This window comes from Gillisella terrae, assembly GCF_004801395.1.
GTDB classification, from domain to species: Bacteria; Pseudomonadota; Alphaproteobacteria; order Rhizobiales; family Rhizobiaceae; genus Allorhizobium; species Allorhizobium terrae.
Genome location: NZ_SSOA01000011.1, coordinates 67,220 through 87,636, shown reverse-complemented (window position 1 = coordinate 87,636; position 20,417 = coordinate 67,220). Strand labels below are relative to the sequence as shown.

The following is a 20,417-nucleotide window of genomic DNA, read 5'->3' as shown; positions in this document are numbered from 1 at the left end:
CGATAGGCTTTCATTGCGTCACGATGTTCGACGGGTTGGAGTGTCCCAACCCTGCTTTATCAGGCGGGAAACAAAGTGGTGAGCGGCAGATGTGATTTTACGATCGGTGATTTCAGCACCACGAAGCTGAAATATTTGTCGATGCCGATGTCCATATCGGTCAGACGTTCCATGATCGTCTGATATTCGCCGATGCCAGCCGTTACAAATTTCACCAGATAATCGTAGCCGCCGGATACGAGGTGGCATTCGATCACCTGATCGATCTTTTCGACCATGGCGAGGAAGCGGGCGAAATCGACCTGACGGTGGTTTTTCAAGGTGATTTCCGTAAAAACGGTGAGGGTTTGTCCAAGCTTGCCGAGGTTGATTTGCGCCGAATAGCCCTCGATATAGCCTTCCGCCTGCAACCGCTTCACCCTCATCAGGCAGGGACTTGGCGACAGATGCACGAGCTCTGCCAGTTCAACATTGGTCATGCGGCCGTTTTTTTGCAGCTCAAAGAGGATCTTTATATCGGTCCGATCGAGTTTCATCATGGCCTGCTACCTTCCGTCGTCTGTTGCAGCATAAAATGCTGCTGATTTTGCAAAACAACGTTAGCATAGACGGGTGCGTTGTCCATCAAGTCTATAAATCGGAAACGACGCAGAAGATTTTGATTCATGACACAACACCGGAATTTTCTGCCGATGTGGTGAAAACTGCGGTTCCGTATGCGTGCCGGAAAAGCCTATTGTCGGATCAAGACATGGAGATTCCGATGCCCGCACCATTGACCCTTATCGAAACCCCTGCAAACCCGCCGAAAGAGGCTGATGTCGTCGTGATCGGCGGGGGTATTGTTGGCTCATTCACCGCCTATTTTCTGGCGCAACGTGGCCTGAAAACGGTCTTGCTTGAAAAAGGGCGCATCGGGGCAGAGCAGTCAAGCCGGAATTGGGGCTGGTGCCGTCAACAAAACCGCGATGCCCGGGAACTTCCAATTGCCACAAAGAGTCTCGATCTGTGGGAGCGTTTTGCTGCCGAGACCGGCGAGGATATCGGCTTTCGCCGCTGCGGCCTGCTCTATCTCAGCAATAATGAAGCCGAGATCGCAGGCTGGGCGCGCTGGCGCGACTTTGCAAGAACGGTGGGCGTCACGACACATATGCTCACCGCCGCTGAGGCGGCGGAAAAAGGCCAGGCAACAGGACGGTCCTGGAAAGGTGGTGTTTTCTCGCCGAGCGATGGCATCGCCGATCCGTCCAAGGCGGCACCGGCTGTCGCCCGCGCGATGATGAAACTTGGTGGCACGGTTGTTCAAAACTGTGCAGCGCGCGGTGTTGAAACCGAAGGTGGTCGCCTGAGCGCGGTCGTCACGGAGCGCGGCACTATCCGCACCAAGATCGCAATTCTCTCCGGCGGTGCCTGGGCGTCCTCCTTTTGTCGGCAGTTGGGCATCCGTTTCCCGCAGGCGACAATCCGCTCCTCCATTGTTGCGGTGTCAGGTGCTGAAGGCATCCCACCGGCGCTGCATACCAAGGATATTTCGGTGACGAGCCGCAGCAACGGCGACTACACGCTTGCCATTAGCGGTCGCGCCCGCGTTGATCTCACGGCGCAGCAATTGCGGTTCCTGCCGCAGTTTCTGCCGATGTTCGTCAAGCGCTGGCAATTGCTCTCTCCGGGCGGCCTGAAAGGGATGCGAAGCGGGCACGAGACCATCTCGCGTTGGCGGCTTGATCGGCCAACGCCGATGGAACATATGCGCATTCTGGATCCCAAGCCCGATCAGGCGACACTTCGGCTCATCCATTCCCGCGCGCTGGAGCTGCTGCCAGCACTCAAGACCACACATATCACTGGCACGTGGGCAGGCTATATTGACTCGACGCCCGATGGTGTGCCTGGCATTGGTGAAATCGACAGTCTGCCTGGCTTCATCCTTGCTGCTGGCTTCTCCGGTCACGGCTTTGGCATCGGGCCAGGGGCTGGCCATCTGATCGCCGACATTGCCTCTGGTGCCGAACCAATCGTCGATCCAAAACCCTACCACCCTTCCCGCTTCAGCGATTCTGCCTGGGGCAAGGTGTCGGAATTCTGACCTCCGCAAACCTTTCAGACACCAGATAGCAGCAGAGCACGGGCTACTGCATAATTCCTTAAATCGGAATCGATTTAAGGAGGAAATTGTGCAGCAGATTAAAAATGCTACAGCGTCCTTTCGGCGCCATATTGGGCGCGCGGCGCTGTAGCAGAACGTCGCACATGATCACCGTTCAAATGCGCGGTTATCAAACCGGCACGACTCACCGCTCATCCCGGCTACCGCGGTTGCGATTCTCTTCCGACAGCTCAGGGATGCGGTCATTTCCACATATCTACCCTTGCATCCGCGCTCTTCTCTCAACAAATCCTGTGTTTTCATCAAGGATATCGGGCCAATGCTCTTCAGGTCAGCCTTCCGTAACGCACTGGAAACGTTGAATTTATTTTGATACGATCACGGGCATGTGCGCGCGACGTTAAAATTTGATTAACCTAAATTCCCTTGTCAAATCATCTTAAACATCGATAATGGCGACAGTTCTATGAAATGTCTAAAAATATCGCCAGAACGGTAGCCAGAATGGTATATTGAATGACCGCCTATTCGCCCATGCCAACGTTTGAATTCGATGAGAAAATCCTGCTCCAAGGGGCTGAGATTTCGCGTCGTCTCGATCAGTTGCGCTTGGAAAAATTTCCGCCGAATGCACGAAAGACGCTGCGAAAATTTTCCATGGCGGAAGTGGCCCATTACATGGGGGTCAGCCCCAACAATCTGAAGCGATTGCATCTCGAAGGCAAGGGCCCGGTTCCCAGCACCTCAACCGGTGGGCGCCGTTTTTATACCGCAGAGCAGATGCAAGAGTTGCGTGTATTTCTCGACAAGACCGGCAAGTCCGACGCCAAAAAATATGTTCCTCAACGCAAAGGTGACGATAAATTACAGATCATCGCCGTCGTCAATTTCAAAGGTGGATCTGGCAAGACCACAACAACGGCGCATCTGGCCCAGCATTTGGCGCTGACTGGCCATCGGGTGTTGGCGATTGATCTGGACCCGCAGGCGTCCTTGTCGGCGCTGCATGGCTTTCAGCCGGAACTGGACAAAAATCCATCGCTTTACGATGCGATCCGCTATGATGACGGCAAGCGGCCGGTCGGTGAGGTGATTGCGCCGACCAATTTTCCAAATCTCGATATTATTCCCGCCAATCTTGAGCTTCAGGAATATGAGTATGACACGCCGCTTGCCATGCAGGGTGGCACGGAAGGCAAGCGCTTCTTCACCCGTCTTGCCAAGGTTTTGGCGGATGTGGACGATCGTTATGATGTGGTTGTGGTCGATTGCCCGCCGCAGTTGGGCTATCTGACGTTAACGGCGCTCACGGCATCCACTTCGGTGTTGATTACTGTGCATCCGCAGATGCTGGATTTGATGTCCATGAGCCAGTTTTTGTTGATGCTGGGCAATATCACCAAGACGATCAAGCGTGCTGGCGCCAATGTGAAGATGGACTGGCTGCGCTATCTGATCACGCGCTATGAACCGACGGATGTGCCGCAGGCGCAAATGCTGGGCTTTATGCAGTCGATGTTGGCAGAAGAAATTCTGAAAAACCCGATGCTGAAATCGACGGCGATCTCGGATGCGGGCCTGACGAAGCAGACGCTCTATGAGGTCGAGCGCGCCAATTTCAACCGGGAGACCTATGATCGTGCCATTGAGAGCATGGATGCGGTCAATTTTGAAATTCAAGGTCTGTTGCACCGGGCATGGGGGCGCCTGTGATGACGCCGAAAGCACCAAAAGTATATTTCTCGTTGTCAATACGGTTCAACATCTGCATGAGATGGAGAAACCCGCATGGCGCGTAAGAATCCGTTTGCCAATGTCATGGGTGAGACGCCCACTGCGATCAATATTGCCCAGGATTATACCATCAAGGGTGCCTCGCGCTCGATCATCTCCACCATTGATGAGTTGAGTGCGCAGGCTGACAAGCTGCTGGAAGGCGAAACGGTCATTGAGCTTGAGCCGGATGTGATTGACAGCTCATTTGTGCAAGACCGTATTGAAGACAGTCCGGAAGAGTTTGAAAAGCTGGTGGCGGCCATTGCAGAACGCGGGCAGGATTCGCCCATTTTGGTGCGCCCTCATCCATCGATTTCTGGTCGTTATATGGTGGTTTTCGGCCATAGACGCCTGAAAGCGATGCGAAAGCTTGGACGAAACGTGCGGGCGGTCGTCAAAGCTCTGGAGGATCGTGATCATGTGATTGCGCAAGGCATGGAAAATTCCGCCCGCGCCAATCTCTCCTTCATCGAGAAAGCCACATTTGCACAAAAGCTGACGGCGCTGAACTATGACACACAGACCGTGATGGCGGCCTTGTCGATTGATCCGGCGACTTTGTCCAAAATGCTCTCGGTTTCCCAGATACCGCAAGATATTCTTGAAATCATTGGCGGTGCCAAGGCACCGGGCCGCGATCGCTGGTATGAGTTACGCCAATTGCTGGAAGAGCCAAAAAATCTGGACAGGCTGCGCGCGCGGATCAAGGAGATGGATTTCACGGGTCTCGATAGCAATGCCCGCTTTGCTCTGATTTATGATCTCTTGAAGCGTAAAAAAATCGCAGGCGTTTTTCGAGAGCCTAAGAAAGTCCAATGGGGCGCTTCGGATCGTAAAGTGGCTGCGGATATCCGCAGTGATGGCAAGAAATACACGCTGGCGCTAAAGGCAAAAGACGCTGTCGAATTTGGCGATTATATAACCGCCCATCTCGACGCTTTGTACACGGCGTTTCGCAAGGCAAAAGATAAATAGCAGGAGACAGAACCGCAAAAGAAAAAGGCCCCCAAACGTTTCCGTCGTGGAAGCCCTTCTCATAACCTTAAGCAAGTAGAGAATCGCATTTCCTCGAATCATAGTCAAGAGTTTTGGCACCGTTTTGGTGAGCGTTTTTCCTTTGCCTTTTGAAAGGTGAGAGAAAATGCAGATAGGAAATGTGACGACGCCCTTTGGGCGGCGCTCCATGACGCTTGCTCTGGTCAAAAATCAGCTGGACACAGCCGAGGCGAGGCCCGCCAAAGCCGTGGACAAATGGAAAGCCTTTCGCAACGCCTGTGAAGCGCGCGAACTGTTGGGCATTGCCCAGCCGGCGCTCTCGGTGCTCAATGCGCTGTTGTCTTTTTATCCCGAAGCCGAGCTGTCGGAAGAGTTTGGCCTGGTGGTTTTTCCCTCCAATGTCCAGCTCTCGGTGCGCGCCCATGGCATGAGCGGAACCACACTGCGTCGGCATTTGGCAGCGCTGGTGGATGCGGGGCTGATCATTCGCAAAGACAGCCCGAACGGCAAGCGCTATGCGCGAAAAGATCGCTCTGGCACCATTGAGACGGCGTTTGGTTTCAGCCTGGCACCCATGCTGGCGCGGGCTGAAGAATTGGCCCATCTAGCCCAGCAGGTGGAAAGGGACAAAAAAGCGCTTCGCCAGATGAAAGAACGCCTGACACTCTGCCGCCGCGATGTGCGCAAGCTGATCTCGGCTGCGATGGAAGAGGGTGCTGCTGGCGATTGGGGCATGATTGAAGGTCATTATATCGGCCTTGTCGGCCGCATTCCACGCAATCCAACTCAGTCGGATATTGCTCCCATTCTCGAAGAGCTTGAAATGCTGCGCACTGAGATCCTCAACATTTTGGAAATACAGCTTAAAAGCCAAAAAAACGATGGCAATGACGACCAAAACGGCTGCCACATACAGAATTCAAATACCGATCTCCTTAATGAATCTGCACCTCGCTTCGAAATGAAGCAGGACGCGGCCGATGTGCCCAAACCGACACCCCGCACGGATCTAAAACCGGCTCATCCAAAACCGGTAGATCCAATCAAGGCGTTTCCGCTCAGCATGGTGCTGCGGGCTTGCCCGACCATGCGCGACTACGCCAAAGATGCGACCATCGCCAATTGGCGCGAGTTGATGGCAACGGCGGTGCTGGTGCGATCGATGCTGGGCATCAGTCCTTCTGCCTATGAGGATGCCTGCGAGATCATGGGAGCGGAAGGTGCGGCGGTGGCCATTGCCTGCATTCTGGAGCGCGGCGGTCATATCAATTCCCCCGGCGGTTACCTGCGCGATCTGACCCGGCGCGCGCAAAGGGGCGAGTTCTCGCTCGGGCCGGTGCTCATGGCCCTGATCCGCGCAAACGAGGGACAGAGCCAAAAAACAGGGTGAACGGGGCAAGCCTGATGACGCAAGCTTTACAAGCTCGGCTATTCATGTCCTGTTATCATTTGGAGGAACGGAGGACAGCGCATCTTTGATCGCTGAACATCAATATGACATCGCACGCAGAGCATATTCGTGAGATTGAAAAAGCTGGCCTTGGCTTGGCGATTGACCGGGATAGCACGGTGATCAAGTCCTGGCTGCGCTGCCTTGAGCAATATCATCTGGACCCGACCAGAGCCTGTGAAGCCTTTATTGTTCCGGCCGAAAGATTGCGTGAACATCGCCAGCAGTCTGAAGACTTGATCCGCATCGCGCGCTCTGGGCTTGAGCATTTGTTCAATCAGGTCGCAGGCCAGAACTATGTATTGCTGCTGTCGGATCGAGAAGGTGTTGCTGTCGAATTTCTCGGCGATCCGTCATTTGACAATCATTTGCGCAAAGCCGGCCTGTATCTTGGTGCCGAATGGTCAGAAGCCCGGGCGGGCACCTGCGCAGTCGGTGCCTGTATTGAAACGGGTGAAGCGCTGACAATTCATCAAACGGATCATTTTGATAACACGCATACGCCGCTTTCCTGCACAGCCGCTCCGATTTATGACACACAAGGCGAGCTTTGCGCGGTGGTGGATATTTCGCTGCTCAGTTCGCCGATTTTAAAGACCAGCCAGAATTTGGCGCGGCATCTGGTGAGTGCCACGGTGCGGCGGATTGAACTGGCCAATCTGATGGCCCAGACCCGTCATGAATGGGTGCTTCGCTTTGCACGCTCACCTGAATTTCTTGATGTTGATCCGGAAGCAGCCATTTCTTTGGATGGAAGCGGCCGTGTTCTCGGCATGACCCATGGCGGAGCTGCAATATTGGCACGGGCTTGTGGGGCCGACTGGCGCAATCCGCAAGCGCTGATTGGCCAGCCGATTTCACAATTCCTCGACATGGATGTCGATGATCTGGCCAACCTGACGCGGCGGCGGCCAACCCGAGACCGTATGATTTTTGCCCGCGACGGCAACGCGCTTTTTGCCCATGCCATCGAGCCGCAAATGCAGGCTCATGTGCGACGCAAATCACTGTTGATATCGCCCGTTCAAGACCTCGGCGGCCCGAAGGTGCGCGGTCGGGAATTGGGAGGGGCTGATCCCGATATCGCGGCCCTTCAACTCAAGATGGCAAAGCTTGCCCGCACAAGATTACCGATCTTGATTCAAGGTGAAACAGGAACCGGCAAAGAATATCTTGCCCATGCCGTTCACGAGGCAAGTGGCCTGAAAGGTCAGTTCGTTGCCATCAATTGCGCAGCCATTCCCGAACAGTTGATTGAAAGCGAGTTGTTCGGCTACGTGCCGGGCGCTTTTACGGGCGCAGCCTTGAAGGGCAGAAAAGGCCTGATCGAACAGGCCGATGGTGGCACTTTGTTTCTGGATGAAATTGGCGATATGCCGCTGACGTTGCAAAGTCGGCTTCTGCGGGTTTTGGCCGAACAGGAAGTGATGCCGGTGGGTGGCGTGGAACCACGCAAGGTGAATATTCGTGTGGTGTCGGCTTCTCATCGTTCACTCCCGAGCCTGGTGGAACAGGGGCGTTTCCGCGAAGATCTGTTTTATCGCCTTAACACGGCTGTGTTGCGCCTTCCCCCTTTGCGCGATCGGGCCGATTTTGACTGGGTTGTTGCGCGCATTTTGGCGCGCCATAGCGATCACGCGGTGGCACCGGTGATCTCGCCAGCAGCGATGATGGCGCTTCGCGCCCACCCCTGGCCAGGCAATATTCGTGAATTGGAGAATGTGCTGGCGGTGGCGGTGGCCTTGAGCGAGGGCGGCACGATCGAGCTTGGCGATTTACCCGATGATTTTTGCGATAACGCGGTACGACAGGATGAAAATCAGGGGCAGACGCTGCATGCCACATTGAAGGCCTGCAATTGGAATGTATCTGAGGCGGCGCGTCAATTGGGCGTTGATCGCTCAACCGTGCATCGCCAGATCAAGCGCTACCAACTCAAGTCGTCCTCATTGTGAACACAGGCGGTGTGGCATCTGTTGCGCCCCACCTGTTGCAACAGATGGGGCCATGCAACAGGCTCCATTGCAAACCCCATTGAAATTATTAGATTTTTTAAAAATTTCGCTCTGGCACGCTGCTTGCAAACTTATCTCCAACAACAACAAAGGGAGATGAGGAAACATGAAAGCCCTCCGTTTTCACGCCGCAAAAGACTTACGCATTGAAGATATTGCCAAACCTGCGGCACCCGCGCACGGTCAGGTTCTCGTGCGCAACCATTTTGTCGGCATTTGCGGCACAGACCTGCATGAATATAGTTATGGTCCGATTTTCATTCCAAAAGAGCCGCATCCTTTCACTGGCGCGCACGGCCCGCAGGTTTTGGGCCATGAATTTGGTGGTGTGGTCGAGGCGGTGGGCGATGGTGTCACCTCTGTCAAAGCGGGTGATCGCGTCTCCATTCAGCCGCTGATCATGCCACGCTCCGGCGATTATTTCGCTGATCGCGGCCTGTTTCACTTAAGCGAAGAACTGGCATTGGTCGGATTGAGCTGGCAGTCCGGCGGCATGGCCGAATATGCATTGGTGAACGAATACAATGTGCAAAAAGTGCCCGATGAAATGACGGATGAAGAGGCGGCCTTGGTGGAACCAACCGCGGTTGCCGTTTATGCCTGTGACCGTGGCGGGGTCACCGCCGGTTCCAGCGTGCTGGTCACGGGCGCAGGTCCCATTGGCATGTTGACGTTGCTTGCGGCGCGCGCCGCTGGTGCTGCACAATTGTTCATATCTGACATCAATGACGCGCGCCTTGATTTTGCAAAATCGATTTTGCCCGACGTGATCACCATCAACCCGAAGCGCGACAATCCCGGCGACGTGGTGCGCGCATGGACAGAAGGCAAAGTCGGCTGCGATGTTGCCATTGAATGTGTGGGCAACGAACATGCGCTGAAAGCGTGTTTGGATGCGGTGCGTAAACAGGGTGTTGTGGTGCAGACAGGTCTGCATCCTCACGAAAACCCGCTCGACTGGTTTCAGGTTACGTTCAAGGATGTCGATCTTCGTGGCTCCTGGGCCTATCCGACCCATTATTGGCCGCGGGTTATTCGCTTGATTGCGTCTGGTTTGTTGCCAGCCAAAGCAGTTATCACCAAACGCATCACGCTCGACACCGCTGTGGCGGAAGGGTTTGACACGCTTTTGGACCCGGCGGGTCAGCACCTGAAAATTCTCATTGATTTGCGGAAATAATCAATCGGGCTGGTGCTTGAGAGAGGAGCTCACGCACCAGCCTTTGGAAACTCAAGTTTGTATAATGGAGGAGTGAACATGCTTGAAGATAGCCCAAACACCCGCGTTGATGCCGTTCTTGCCAAATTGGGAAATGCATTGGAAAGTGGCGATATCAATGCCGCCGTCAACCTGTTTCAAACCGATTGCTATTGGCGCGATCTGGCAACCTTCACCTGGAATTTGAAGACGTTGGAAGGTCATGATCAAATTCGTGACATGCTGGAAACCCAGCTTTCAAGCATCGGCCCTTCTCACTTTCGTCAGGATGAGAAGGAAATGGCCTCTGACAATGATGGGGTCATTGATGGTTGGTTTTCGTTTGAAACCAAGGTTGCCCGTGGGTATGGCCATATCCGCATCAAAAACGGCTTGATCTGGACCCTGCTCACCACCATGTCAGAGCTCAAGGGCCATGAAGAGCCAAAAGGGTTTAACCGGCCAATGGGGGCCGAGCACGGTCATGATCCCAACCGAAAAACCTGGGCTGAAAAGCGTCTGCAAGAAGCGGCAGAGCTTGGCTATAAAACCCAACCCTATGTGGTGATTATTGGCGGCGGCCAGGGCGGCATAGCTTTGGGTGCGCGGCTCAGACAATTGGGTGTTCCCACCATTATCATTGAGAAAAATGAGCGAGCCGGAGACAGCTGGCGCAAGCGCTACAAATCCCTGTGCCTGCATGATCCGGTCTGGTACGACCACCTGCCCTATATTCCCTTTCCAGAAAACTGGCCGGTTTTTGCCCCCAAAGACAAGATTGGCGATTGGCTGGAAATGTACACCAAGGTGATGGAGCTGAATTACTGGAGCTCCACCACGTGCAAATCCGCCAAATATGACGAGACAACCAAGGAATGGACCGTTGTTGTCGAGCGCGATGGCCAAGAAGTGGTGCTGAAGCCCAAGCAATTGGTGCTGGCGACCGGCATGTCGGGCAAGGCCAATGTGCCGAAGTTTAAAGGGCAGGATATTTTCAAAGGCGAGCAGCAGCATTCGTCCCAGCATCCCGGCCCCGATGCTTATCGCGGCAAAAAAGTGGTGGTGATTGGCTCAAACAATTCCGCCCATGATATTTGTGCCGCCCTTTGGGAAGGTGGCGCGGATGTCACCATGGTGCAGCGCTCGTCCACCCATATCGTCCGCTCCGACTCTCTGATGGAAATCGGTCTTGGCGATCTCTATTCCGAGCGGGCGGTGGTGTCGGGCATGACAACCCGCAAGGCTGATCTGATCTTTGCCTCCCTGCCCTACCGGATCATGCATGAGTTTCAAATTCCGCTTTACGACAAGATGCGCGAAAAAGACGCGAAATTCTATGCCGATCTTGAAAAGGCAGGCTTCATGCTGGATTGGGGGGCCGATGGCTCTGGCCTGTTCATGAAATATCTGCGGCGCGGCTCAGGCTATTATATTGATGTGGGCGCTTGCGACCTGATCATTGACGGCAGCATCAAGCTGAAATCCGGCTCTGATGTGGACCACCTGACGGAAGATGCGGTGGTGCTGAAAGACGGCAGTGTGCTGCCTGCCGATCTTGTGGTCTATGCCACCGGCTATGGTTCAATGAATGGCTGGGCGGCCGACCTGATCTCCAAGGAGGTGGCCGATAAGGTGGGCAAATGCTGGGGCCTTGGCTCCGACACGCCCAAAGATCCCGGACCATGGGAGGGCGAGCAGCGCAATATGTGGAAACCAACCCAACAGGAAGGCCTGTGGTTCCATGGAGGAAACCTGCATCAGTCACGCCATTATTCGCAATATCTGTCCTTGCAGTTGAAGGCACGGCAGGTTGGATTGGATACGCCGGTTTACGGTCTGCAAAAGCCGCACCATATCGGCTAATATACTGATTTTATGATGATTTTATCTGGTCCCCCTACCAGAGCGTGGGGGGATCAGAGCTTGCTGAGGTTCAGGTGATAACGGGTTGCCTTGCGCTCACCGGTTCGCAGCAAGGCCCCTTTCTCGACCAGATCAGCGAGATCACGGGTGATGGTGGATGGTGGCGCACCGGTGATGGTGGCGTAATTATGGGCGCTGAGGCCGCCGGTGAAGCCGTCCGGACCTTCGGCAAGGACGCGCAAAAGCGCTTTTTCCTGCCGCTCGTTCAATAAACCCCGCAATCTGTCCATCAGCCGGGTTTTTTCGATCAAAAAACGCACCAGCTCATCTGCTGATGCCTGTGCTTCAAGGGCGCGATCCGCAAACCATGCGAGCCAGTCATCAATGACAAGCGTGGTGCTGGCCGCTTCCAGCATCGCGTAATAATCCTTGCGGTGCTTAAGCAGCGATTTCGATAGGGCGCTGAACGTTGGAATGGAAATGGCGCGTGCCAGCGCACTTTCGGCGATGGCACGCCCGATGCGGCCATTGCCATCCTCGAAAGGATGGATGCTCTCGAACCACAGATGCGCAATGCCTGCACGGGTGAGTGCTGTCAGCGGAGTGGCCCCATCCGGTGCGGTTTTTGCCAACCAATCGAGCAGCGCATTCATTTCAATGGCCAGCCGGTCGGATGGTGGCGCTTCAAAATGCACGCGCTCGCGACCAAAAGCGCCGGAAACAATCTGCATCGGCTCTTGGTGTTGGCGATACTGGCCGATATCGACAATATCGCGGCGGCCATTCATCACCATTCGGTGCCATTCCTGAAGCCGCGCTTCGGTGATGGTGGCAAGGGGAGCGCGATAAAGATCGGCCATCATTTCGGCTATGCCCGCCTCTGCCGGTCGGCTGCGAAATGGTGCTGCCGCCATTCCCAACTGTCGGCGCAGGGACGACTGCACGCTGTCTCTATCAAGGATTTCGCCCTCAATCGCTGATGTGCTCATGGCATCTGCACTGAGCAACTCGATCACAATATGCTCGCGGTCACCTTGTGTCAGGTGCCGTATGGTGCCAACGGCAATGGCGGCATTTTCCATGAAAGCCTGCTCCTTCTTTTGAAGAAGTTCAGGCCGCCATTCGAAATTCGGCCACCCCTGCAATTGCCAATTCCATGCCATCAGCGATAAACTCCACATTTATCGCTCACTTTATAGAAAAAGATGAGTGATAAAAGCAATTTCTTTCGCTCATGTATCAGTGAACGGCTCCGGTTCAAAGCAGTTGAAAATTGGGTGAGGTATGAGGCTGTTGGCTCAAAGGATGGCGAAATTTACAGTCTGTCAGGTTCAGATTGAAAGTGTTACAGTATAAGTGGAATGCTGCCACGTCTTCAGTTGTTAGATTTATTCTTTGTCAGATTGTCTGCGAGCTGTGTGAAATACTCCCGCAGCATTTTCTGGTTTGCCTCCGCAGAGAGGCGCTTATAGCGACCGACCAGAGCCGCGCGCTTGGCTTCACCTTCTGGGCTCTGATAGAGGTCTGATAGAAAAACCACGTCCTCGTCGGGCAAGCCAGCGAGAGCAAGAGCAAGTCGGAGTTTCTCATTGGCCCGTTCAGCATCTTTTGAATAGGGTTTTTCATTCTCGGTTTTCTGTTGCAGATAAGACAGGATCTGCTTTGGCATGTCTCGCCGTTGCTCTTGCGAGAGCGCTGTAAATTGTGACTGGTCCGTATTGAAAAACGCATGAACGGCAGCATACATGGCTTGCGCCGTTACGGCTGTTTCTGCGGCAAGCTCGGGGCTTGCCATCACCTGCGTGAGTTGTTCAATGCGCGGGCTATCGGCTTTTTTGACAATCTCGGCCCCCATGCTCTGGAGGGCGGTGTCGCCTTTTGATTGAGCCAGGGTTTCTATCTTCTTTCGGCTTGCGGTGAGATCATCGGCAACTTTTGCCAGACGTTGCGCATCAATTGAGGAATTGCCAACGTTTTGCATGCTGTTTTGAATGTCAGTCACGAATGCTTGCGCATTGAATGCATCGCGTGTTGCCGATTCAATCATGCTGTTGGCCTGCTTGTCGTGCGAGCCTTCCTGGTCAGAAATGTATTTCGAAGCACTTTCGGCAAGCAACCCGACATTGGACACGTGCTCACGCACCTGCTCAATTTGAACAAGTGAGGCATCAATGGACGGGTCTGCACAGGCCGCAACGGGGCTGAGGGTGCCGATGCCAAGGCACAGCAGCGCCGCTCTCATATCGCGCTTCAATCCACTGATCATCGCTGTTCAATTTCTGTTTGTTTCACCACAAGACCACAGCGCCGCACGTTTTATCCAATGCATAAAGGGGCTGTAACACTTTACCGCGTCGTGCGCCAAATATGGCGCACAAAGGCTCAAAGTATCTCTTTATTTCTGCTGCATAATTTTCTCTTTAAACCGGTTACGGTTTAAAGAATTATGCAGTAAATCCCCTGCATCATTTTCACCTGTTCTTACATCATGAAAACATCGCTTAACTGCTTGGGTCTCGTTTGTGCTGAAAGGCGCGAAATAATATGCTCGGCCTTGACCATCTGCTCGCGTCCAGTCGGATCATTTCCAGTGATACGCATGGCAACACTTTGTTGCGGATAAAACGGTGAGCCTGTGACGGCCCGGCTCAATGTATCGATGCGCGCTCGCACAACAGACCCGAGGTCATCATACTCGACACGCTGACCGGGTTCGTAAGTCGCCCCACGAATGAGTTTAGGCTCGCTTTCCTTTGGGTAGTCCTTGGCCGTTGGCATCTGGCTGATCCGTTCTTTGCTACGGATACCCTCTCCTATGCCACCGCCGATACCATTGCCGATCGATGGCGCATGACGAACCAGCGTATCCGAATCGAGAACAGACGTCATATAGAACAAGAGTTCCATCTGTTGTGCCAGCTTGTTTTCATCAACGCGGTTGGCGCGAGGGGGCAGCCAGAAAGGGGTTGCCTCGACCATATCCGCAAGTTTGAGCTTGTCGCTCTCTTTGATGCTGTTATCGCTACGAACGCCAGTGACGAACTCATGAACCGCAATAAAACTCACATTCACAAAATCCTGCAATCGTGTCAGAAAATTCACCGATGTTTGCGACTGGATACCAGATGTTCTTACGGTAAAATTCTCAACAGCTGCGGTGATGTGTTGGCCCGCGATCCCTTTGGCTTTATCCAGAACGCTGCCCAAGGCAAACATTGCGGCCTTGTTGTTGGTGACAGCATGAACTGCATCAAATGTTCTATTGAGATTATTATTGCAGATTGTCCGAAGCAAAGCGCGTCCGGCAAGCACGCGCAAGGACGACGACGCGAAAGCAGCCATCAACACTGAACCGCTCAGCACGCCAGCCGTGAAGACTAAAAGTTCCGCCCCCATCTTGTCACGCGCCACTTGAGCCTTCAACGTGTTTTGATAATTGTTATAGGCAAAATCGTAAGCACGGACGTAGGGGCTGACGACGCTCACTTCCCATTGAGATTTTTTCATTTCTAAGTCTTCCCTTATGGAAGTCAGGCGGTCGTTGGCTGATGACATTGGTGTTTATCTCCAGATTGATAACACGGTGCAGGCGGCCGTGCTGAAGCAAGCTCTGATAGCCTTCTCGCTTTTTCTAATATTCTTTGAAACTATCTGTCCCGTGATGACTGCTGTTGATGGGTAGGAGGATCGGGTTCGATCAGCCAAACCAATCTCTTCAACAGTGGGACTGCCTAAAAGCCTTTGCATCTATAAAATAGAAAGACGCCGCTGAAGGCGACGCCTTTCCGTACCGCGCGTTTAAGCGGCCTTTGTGGTCGAAAGATCGTAAGAGGCAATCATTGGCGACTGTGCCGTGTTGTCCTCGCCATAAGGCGTGTACTTCACTTCGATCTTTGTGAAGTTCAGGCGGATTGTTTCAATCGGCCGATCACCGCTGGAATCAACGGAATAGTTGGCAATCAGGGTGTTGGTCAGTGTGTATTCAATATAGGTATTGCCGGGGTTGCCGGTTGTCACCAGATGCAGCACGGCTGTCTTGCCGGTGCGGCCAGCGCAGGCTTCCTGGAAAAGCTTGGTCGAGGAGGAATCGCTCACTTTGGTCAAGATCACTTCCGACACCATGGGCTCAGAGGCTTCGCGATTGGCGGTCGAGCCTGCTGTGGTGTTCATGGCGCGGCTTACATTCCAGTGCAGAGCCTCAATGTCCATCCACTTCTTGTGCTCTTCGTGGGTTGCATCGCCCTGGATACCGTCAACTTTCAGATAAATTGGCATATTGTTAAATCTCCTGTTTCATCAAATTCGCCCCGTTGAATTGAGGCATGGTTACCCTTCGTATGAATGCTGCATATCCACCAAAATTCGTGGATATGGTCCGCGCAGCATTTATGACCGTATGCGCCGGGATACCCCATCCGACACGGCGTCTTCATTTATCGAGACCAAGCGATCATCGACAAATTCCCTTTGATTGTCCGCCTCTTGCCCCTGCACAGCAAAACCGTTCTCACTGTGGGTGACATGCGCCCGGCCAACCTTTTGTCCATTCGCCACCAACTCGATGAAGAAGGTGGACAAAGGTGGCAGGAGATCACGACCAATCATGATTTCAATGGCGCGTGCGCCAATTTCGCTTGCGCCAGCCCGGCTCACCAGCACGTCTCTGGCGCTCTGTTCCACCACAAGGTCCGTGCCATAGGCAGCGTTTATTCTGTCCCTGATCCGCTCGATCTGCAGATCGACAATGGCCGAGAGCGCTTCTTTTCCAAGCGGCATGAAGGGCAGAATGATGGTGCGGCCCAGAAAGGCGGGCTTGAACTGCTTTTGCAGTTCCGGCATCATCAAGGCCTCAAGGGCTTCTCCTTCGGGCATGGTGTCCGGGTCGCTCGCAAGGGTTGCCAGCAATTCAGAGCCGGTATTGGCCGTCATGAAAATGGTGGTGTTTTTAAAATCAACATCCCGGCCTTCGCCATCGCGCAAAATGCCCTTGTCGAACACCTGGTAGAAAATATCCTGAACCCCTGCATGGGCCTTGTCGATCTCGTCAAGAAGCAGCACACCATAGGGTCTGCGGCGCACGGCTTCTGTCAGCACGCCCCCTTCGCCATAGCCAACATAACCGGGAGGGGCTCCCAGCAGCATCGACACCTTATGTTCTTCCTTGAACTCTGACATGTTGATGGTTGTCAGGTGCTGGCTGCCGCCATACAGCAGATCGGCCAGTGAAAGTGCAGTTTCGGTCTTGCCCGTGCCCGACATGCCCACCAGCAAAAAGACGGCCGGTGGACGGCGTGGATCGGAAAGCCCTGCCCTTGCTGCCCGCATGGCATCGGCAATGCGTTTTAGGGCCGCATCCTGGCCAACAACCTTCTCGCCCAGTCGCGTGTCCAGACTTTTGGCATTTTCAATCTGATCCGCCAGCAGCTTGCCAAGCGGAATCCCGGTCCAGCGCGACACCACGGAGGCAATGACGCGGCGGTCAACCTCCCGCGGAATAAGGCTTGTATCCTGGTTTAACGAGGTGGCAATCGACACCGCCCGCCGGGTCAGACCCCGGCCTTTGAGCGGCGAAACATTGCTGCCCTGATGCTGCGGCTCCGTGATCACGCTGAGTTTGCTCTCAGCGCTGTCCTTTTGATTATCAAACGCGGAGATCGCCTCTTTTTCAGCGTCATAGCGCGCCTGCAACGCGGCAATTTCCGTATCAAGACGTTCCAGCTCGGCTTGAATGGACAGTTTGCGCTCCAGTATCTCTTCGGCACTTCCTTCGCGCTCCAGCCAATCAACCTCGACGGCAAGATGGTTTCTCTCGCTTTGTAGAGCCATCAGGGTTTCGGGAATTGTCTGACGCGCCAGCGATACGGCGGCAGCGGCAGTATCAATCAGGCTGATGGCTTTATCCGGCAGTTGTCGCGCTGGCAAAAAGCGCGCCGAGAGCTGAACCGCCGCAACAATCGCCTCATCGCGAATGGTAACCCCGTGATGGGCCATGAATGAGCCCGCGACGCCGCGCAACATTCTGATGGCGGTTTCTTCATCGGGCTCGCGCACATGCACCGGCTGAAAACGCCGGGTCAGGGCGGCATCTTTTTCAAAATAGCGCTTGTATTCGCTCCATGTGGTCGCTGCGATCACGCGGACTTCGCCACGCGCCAGCGCGGGCTTCAAAATATTGGCCGCATCGCCCTGCCCTTGCGCGCCACCGGCCCCAATCAGGCCATGCGCTTCATCAATAAACAGAATGATCGGTTCCGGCGAGCGTTTGACAGCCTCAATCACGCCATTGAGCCGCCGCTCAAACTCGCCTTTGACACCCGCTCCGGCCTGAAGAAGCGTCAGATCCAGCATCAGCAGTCGAACGGATTTCAGCTTTTCCGGCACACGCTCAGCGGCGATTTCCAAAGCGAAGGCCTCGGCAACGGCTGTTTTGCCCACACCTGCCTCGCCCACCAGAATAGGATTGTTTTGCCGACGGCGGGTCAGAATATCGATCATCTGCCGCAGCTCGGCATCCCGACCGATCACCGGATCAATCCGGCCATTGCGGGCGTCCTGCGTCAGATCATGGGTGTAGAGCCGCAAAAATTCGTCATTTCCCCGCCCGCTCAAAGCGGAATCCGGCGCGGCTTCCGGCGACATGCCCGATTTTTCGCCAGGCGACTGCGCATTTCCATCGCCTGCCTCGCGCATCCGCTCCAACACCGCGCGATCCAGCATGCGCAGTGATGGAAATTGCCCGCGTGTCAGGGCTCGAAGCGAGGGCTCATCATCAAGAGCCGAAAACACATCCGCCAAAGTGATCGAAGCGCGCCCGCCCTGAAGAGAAGCACACACCCAGGCCTCTCGGCCAAGCGTTAAAATGTTTTGCGACAAAGACAGATTTTGCTCATGCCCCACAGCCACATCATCAAGCGCCTGTGAAAGCTCACGCCTCAGTGTTTGCACCGGAAGACTAAGCGCCGCAAGATCGTCCTGAAATGATACACTTTCAACAATCGCATTTAGAAAATGTACAATATCGACTTGAGCGTGGCGACGACCGGCGGCCGTGGATGCGGCCATTTCCAATGCCACACGTAAGCTAGGCTCAAAGGCTTCAATCAAGCGATTAAGGTCAATAAACGACATAAAACACTCCCCGGGACCGACCGCAGCAATGTCCCCGAGAAGACAACTAGGGCGATTATTTCCAAGTTTCCAGAGGGGGGAGGGTTTTTTTTAAAAAAAATTTTCTGCGAGAAATTTCATAATTAGATTTTGCAACTCAGGTTGACAAAACAATAGAGCCGCTCCACATCTATAAGAAAGTTATATTAGTGAATTTAAAATTGAGTTAGAGGCTTCGGTGGGCGAGGTTATATTGTTAAATCCGATAGAAGAAAGCGCGCCGTGCGGATGTAATATTCGCACGAATATTGAAGTTCGCGAAATATACTACAAAATTAAAGACGCAAGGAACCAAGCAAGAGCGGAAGAAAGATCTGTAACGCCGGGTGAAGTGTTCAAGGTTTCCAGTGATTGGAATCTTGTGAGCAATTTGGGATTGCAGATAATATCTTCGATCAGCAAGGATATCGAAGTATTGGCCTGGCTTGCCGAAGCGCATTTGCGGCTTAAAGGTTTTGCGGGTCTTGGTGAAATTTACGACGTCACGACTGCGCTTTTGGACACTTATTGGGATGACGTCCATTCAATTGATGAAAACGACGTTGAGGAAAAGTTAGCACCACTGGCCGGATTGAACGGTTTTGGCACAGAAGGCACGCTGATCCAGCCGTTGCGTTTGGTGTCTCTGATTCCCGGCGAGAAATTCGGCGCCTTGACCCTTTGGGATTATCAGCTTGGCCAGCGCAGTGATGAAGCCGGACGGCGCGAAGCGATCTACAATGCTGCAACAGAGGCAGGTGTTGCGGCCATGTCGGCTCATCTTGCAGAGGTCAATGCCTGTATCCGCTCATTTGCGGGGCTGAGTGAGGTGTTGAACGCGCGCTGTGGCCAACTGGCTCCGCCAAGTTCCAATATTCGCAATGTGCTGCAAGAAATCGCGGCTGCGGTTCGCAGTCTTGGTGGGCGTGATGACAGCGGGGAGGCTCCCGATGTTCCAGCCGCGTCTGTCGAGGCTGCCAGGGAGGTGCCTGCCGCAGAGACGGCGCGGGTTGTGACGCCTGAGGGCATTGCAACGCGCGATGAAGCCTTTGAGCTTTTGATGAATGTGGCACGATATTTTCGCCGCACCGAGCCGCACTCGCCCATTTCGTTGGCGATTGAAACGCTGGTTCGCCGCGGGCGAATGGATTTTTCTGAATTGCTGGCGGAACTTTTGCCGGAACTTCAAACAAGAAACGCCGTTCTTACGGCTGCGGGCATCAAGCCCACGAAGGAGAACGGAAACTGACAGATCTTTGACGTCGTTTTGAGGCGGCGTTTGTACTGCTGGTTCATGAATGTTGATGCCCGAGGGGCACGAAGGAGAGTTTCAACATGGCAAGTGTACATGAAAAGCTGGAGAGGGTGCGCAAACCCCGTGTTCACATCAAATATGAAGTGGAAACGGAAGGCGCCATGGTCGTCAAGGAGCTGCCGTTTGTGGTGGGCGTGCTGGGTGATTTTTCGGGCGATCCGACCCAACCCTTGAAGCCGTTTGGCGAGCGCAAATTTGTGCAGATTGATCGTGACAATTTCGATGATGTCATGCGGCGCATGTCGCCGGGGCTGAATCTCACGGTCAACAACACGCTGCAAAATGATGGCAGTGATCTTGCCGTCAATCTCAAGTTCGACAGCATGGATGATTTTCTCCCCGGCTCCGTGGTCAAGCAGGTGCCCGCGCTCAAGGCGCTGCTGGATGCGCGCAACGAGCTGCGCGATCTTTTGAGCAAGGCAGACCGCTCCGAGGAGCTTGAGCAGCTGCTGGAAGATATTTTGCAAAACAAGACAGACCTCTCAAAGCTTGTTTCTGAACTGCAAGGCAAGGCTGGCTCAGGCGATCAGCAATGAGTGCGGCAGGTGATG

General features: G+C 54.1%; 15 protein-coding genes. 9 read left to right on the top strand and 6 right to left on the bottom strand.

Translation table 11 applies throughout. The features are described from left to right. Positions 1 to 59 precede the first annotated feature (59 nt). Complete coding sequence (locus tag E6C51_RS17050) at positions 60 to 536, bottom strand: Lrp/AsnC family transcriptional regulator (RefSeq protein ID WP_146937650.1); 477 nt, start codon at positions 534 to 536, stop codon at positions 60 to 62. A 227-nt stretch (positions 537 to 763) separates the two neighbouring features. Here E6C51_RS17050 and E6C51_RS17045 point away from each other — a divergent pair, with 227 nt between their 5' ends. From E6C51_RS17045 to E6C51_RS17015, 7 genes are all read left to right on the top strand, one after another. Beyond that, positions 764 to 2,086, top strand: coding sequence for an NAD(P)/FAD-dependent oxidoreductase (locus E6C51_RS17045; RefSeq protein WP_190236868.1), 1,323 nt, complete (start codon positions 764 to 766; stop codon positions 2,084 to 2,086). Between the two features lie 537 nt (positions 2,087 to 2,623). Continuing rightward, positions 2,624 to 3,820 carry a plasmid partitioning protein RepA gene (gene repA, locus E6C51_RS17040; RefSeq protein ID WP_146937636.1) on the top strand — a complete coding sequence of 399 codons (1,197 nt, stop codon included), beginning with the start codon at positions 2,624 to 2,626 and terminating at the stop codon, positions 3,818 to 3,820. 75 nt (positions 3,821 to 3,895) lie between these two features. Continuing rightward, a complete protein-coding gene (gene repB / locus E6C51_RS17035) occupies positions 3,896 to 4,858 on the top strand; it encodes a plasmid partitioning protein RepB (protein ID WP_146937638.1) in 963 nt (320 codons plus the stop codon). Positions 4,859 to 5,024: 166 nt separating this feature from the next. Beyond that, positions 5,025 to 6,269, top strand: coding sequence for a plasmid replication protein RepC (gene repC, locus E6C51_RS17030; RefSeq protein ID WP_190236867.1), 1,245 nt, complete (start codon positions 5,025 to 5,027; stop codon positions 6,267 to 6,269). A gap of 104 nt (positions 6,270 to 6,373) precedes the next feature. Further along, entirely contained in the window at positions 6,374 to 8,284 is a 1,911-nt protein-coding gene (locus E6C51_RS17025; protein WP_190236866.1) for a sigma-54-dependent Fis family transcriptional regulator, read from the top strand. Between the two features lie 166 nt (positions 8,285 to 8,450). After that, on the top strand, positions 8,451 to 9,524 hold the full coding sequence (locus E6C51_RS17020; protein WP_190236865.1) for a 2,3-butanediol dehydrogenase: 1,074 nt from the start codon (positions 8,451 to 8,453) through the stop codon (positions 9,522 to 9,524). Between the two features lie 78 nt (positions 9,525 to 9,602). Beyond that, entirely contained in the window at positions 9,603 to 11,405 is a 1,803-nt protein-coding gene (locus E6C51_RS17015; RefSeq protein WP_190236864.1) for an NAD(P)/FAD-dependent oxidoreductase, read from the top strand. 53 nt (positions 11,406 to 11,458) lie between these two features. Here E6C51_RS17015 and E6C51_RS17010 read toward each other — a convergent pair whose 3' ends face one another. The 5 genes from E6C51_RS17010 to tssH all read right to left on the bottom strand — a co-directional run bounded on the left by E6C51_RS17010 (position 11,459) and on the right by tssH (position 18,533). Further along, the gene (locus E6C51_RS17010) at positions 11,459 to 12,568 is read right to left on the bottom strand and encodes a Fic family protein (protein WP_190236863.1); all 1,110 of its coding nucleotides are present in this window, start codon (positions 12,566 to 12,568) and stop codon (positions 11,459 to 11,461) included. 212 nt (positions 12,569 to 12,780) lie between these two features. Then, positions 12,781 to 13,671: a hypothetical protein gene (locus tag E6C51_RS17005; protein ID WP_190236862.1), complete on the bottom strand. Its 891-nt coding sequence runs from the start codon at positions 13,669 to 13,671 to the stop codon at positions 12,781 to 12,783. A gap of 215 nt (positions 13,672 to 13,886) precedes the next feature. Beyond that, the gene (locus tag E6C51_RS17000; protein ID WP_190236861.1) at positions 13,887 to 14,960 is read right to left on the bottom strand and encodes a hypothetical protein; all 1,074 of its coding nucleotides are present in this window, start codon (positions 14,958 to 14,960) and stop codon (positions 13,887 to 13,889) included. A gap of 243 nt (positions 14,961 to 15,203) precedes the next feature. Further along, the gene (locus tag E6C51_RS16995) at positions 15,204 to 15,680 is read right to left on the bottom strand and encodes an Hcp family type VI secretion system effector (protein WP_075641706.1); all 477 of its coding nucleotides are present in this window, start codon (positions 15,678 to 15,680) and stop codon (positions 15,204 to 15,206) included. Positions 15,681 to 15,791: 111 nt separating this feature from the next. Further along, positions 15,792 to 18,533: a type VI secretion system ATPase TssH gene (tssH, locus tag E6C51_RS16990; RefSeq protein WP_190236860.1), complete on the bottom strand. Its 2,742-nt coding sequence runs from the start codon at positions 18,531 to 18,533 to the stop codon at positions 15,792 to 15,794. Positions 18,534 to 18,777: 244 nt separating this feature from the next. Here tssH and tssA point away from each other — a divergent pair, with 244 nt between their 5' ends. After that, positions 18,778 to 19,800, top strand: coding sequence for a type VI secretion system protein TssA (tssA, locus tag E6C51_RS16985; protein ID WP_190236910.1), 1,023 nt, complete (start codon positions 18,778 to 18,780; stop codon positions 19,798 to 19,800). Between the two features lie 86 nt (positions 19,801 to 19,886). Further along, on the top strand, positions 19,887 to 20,402 hold the full coding sequence (tssB, locus tag E6C51_RS16980) for a type VI secretion system contractile sheath small subunit (protein ID WP_190236859.1): 516 nt from the start codon (positions 19,887 to 19,889) through the stop codon (positions 20,400 to 20,402). The last annotated feature ends 15 nt before the right edge of the window (positions 20,403 to 20,417 follow it).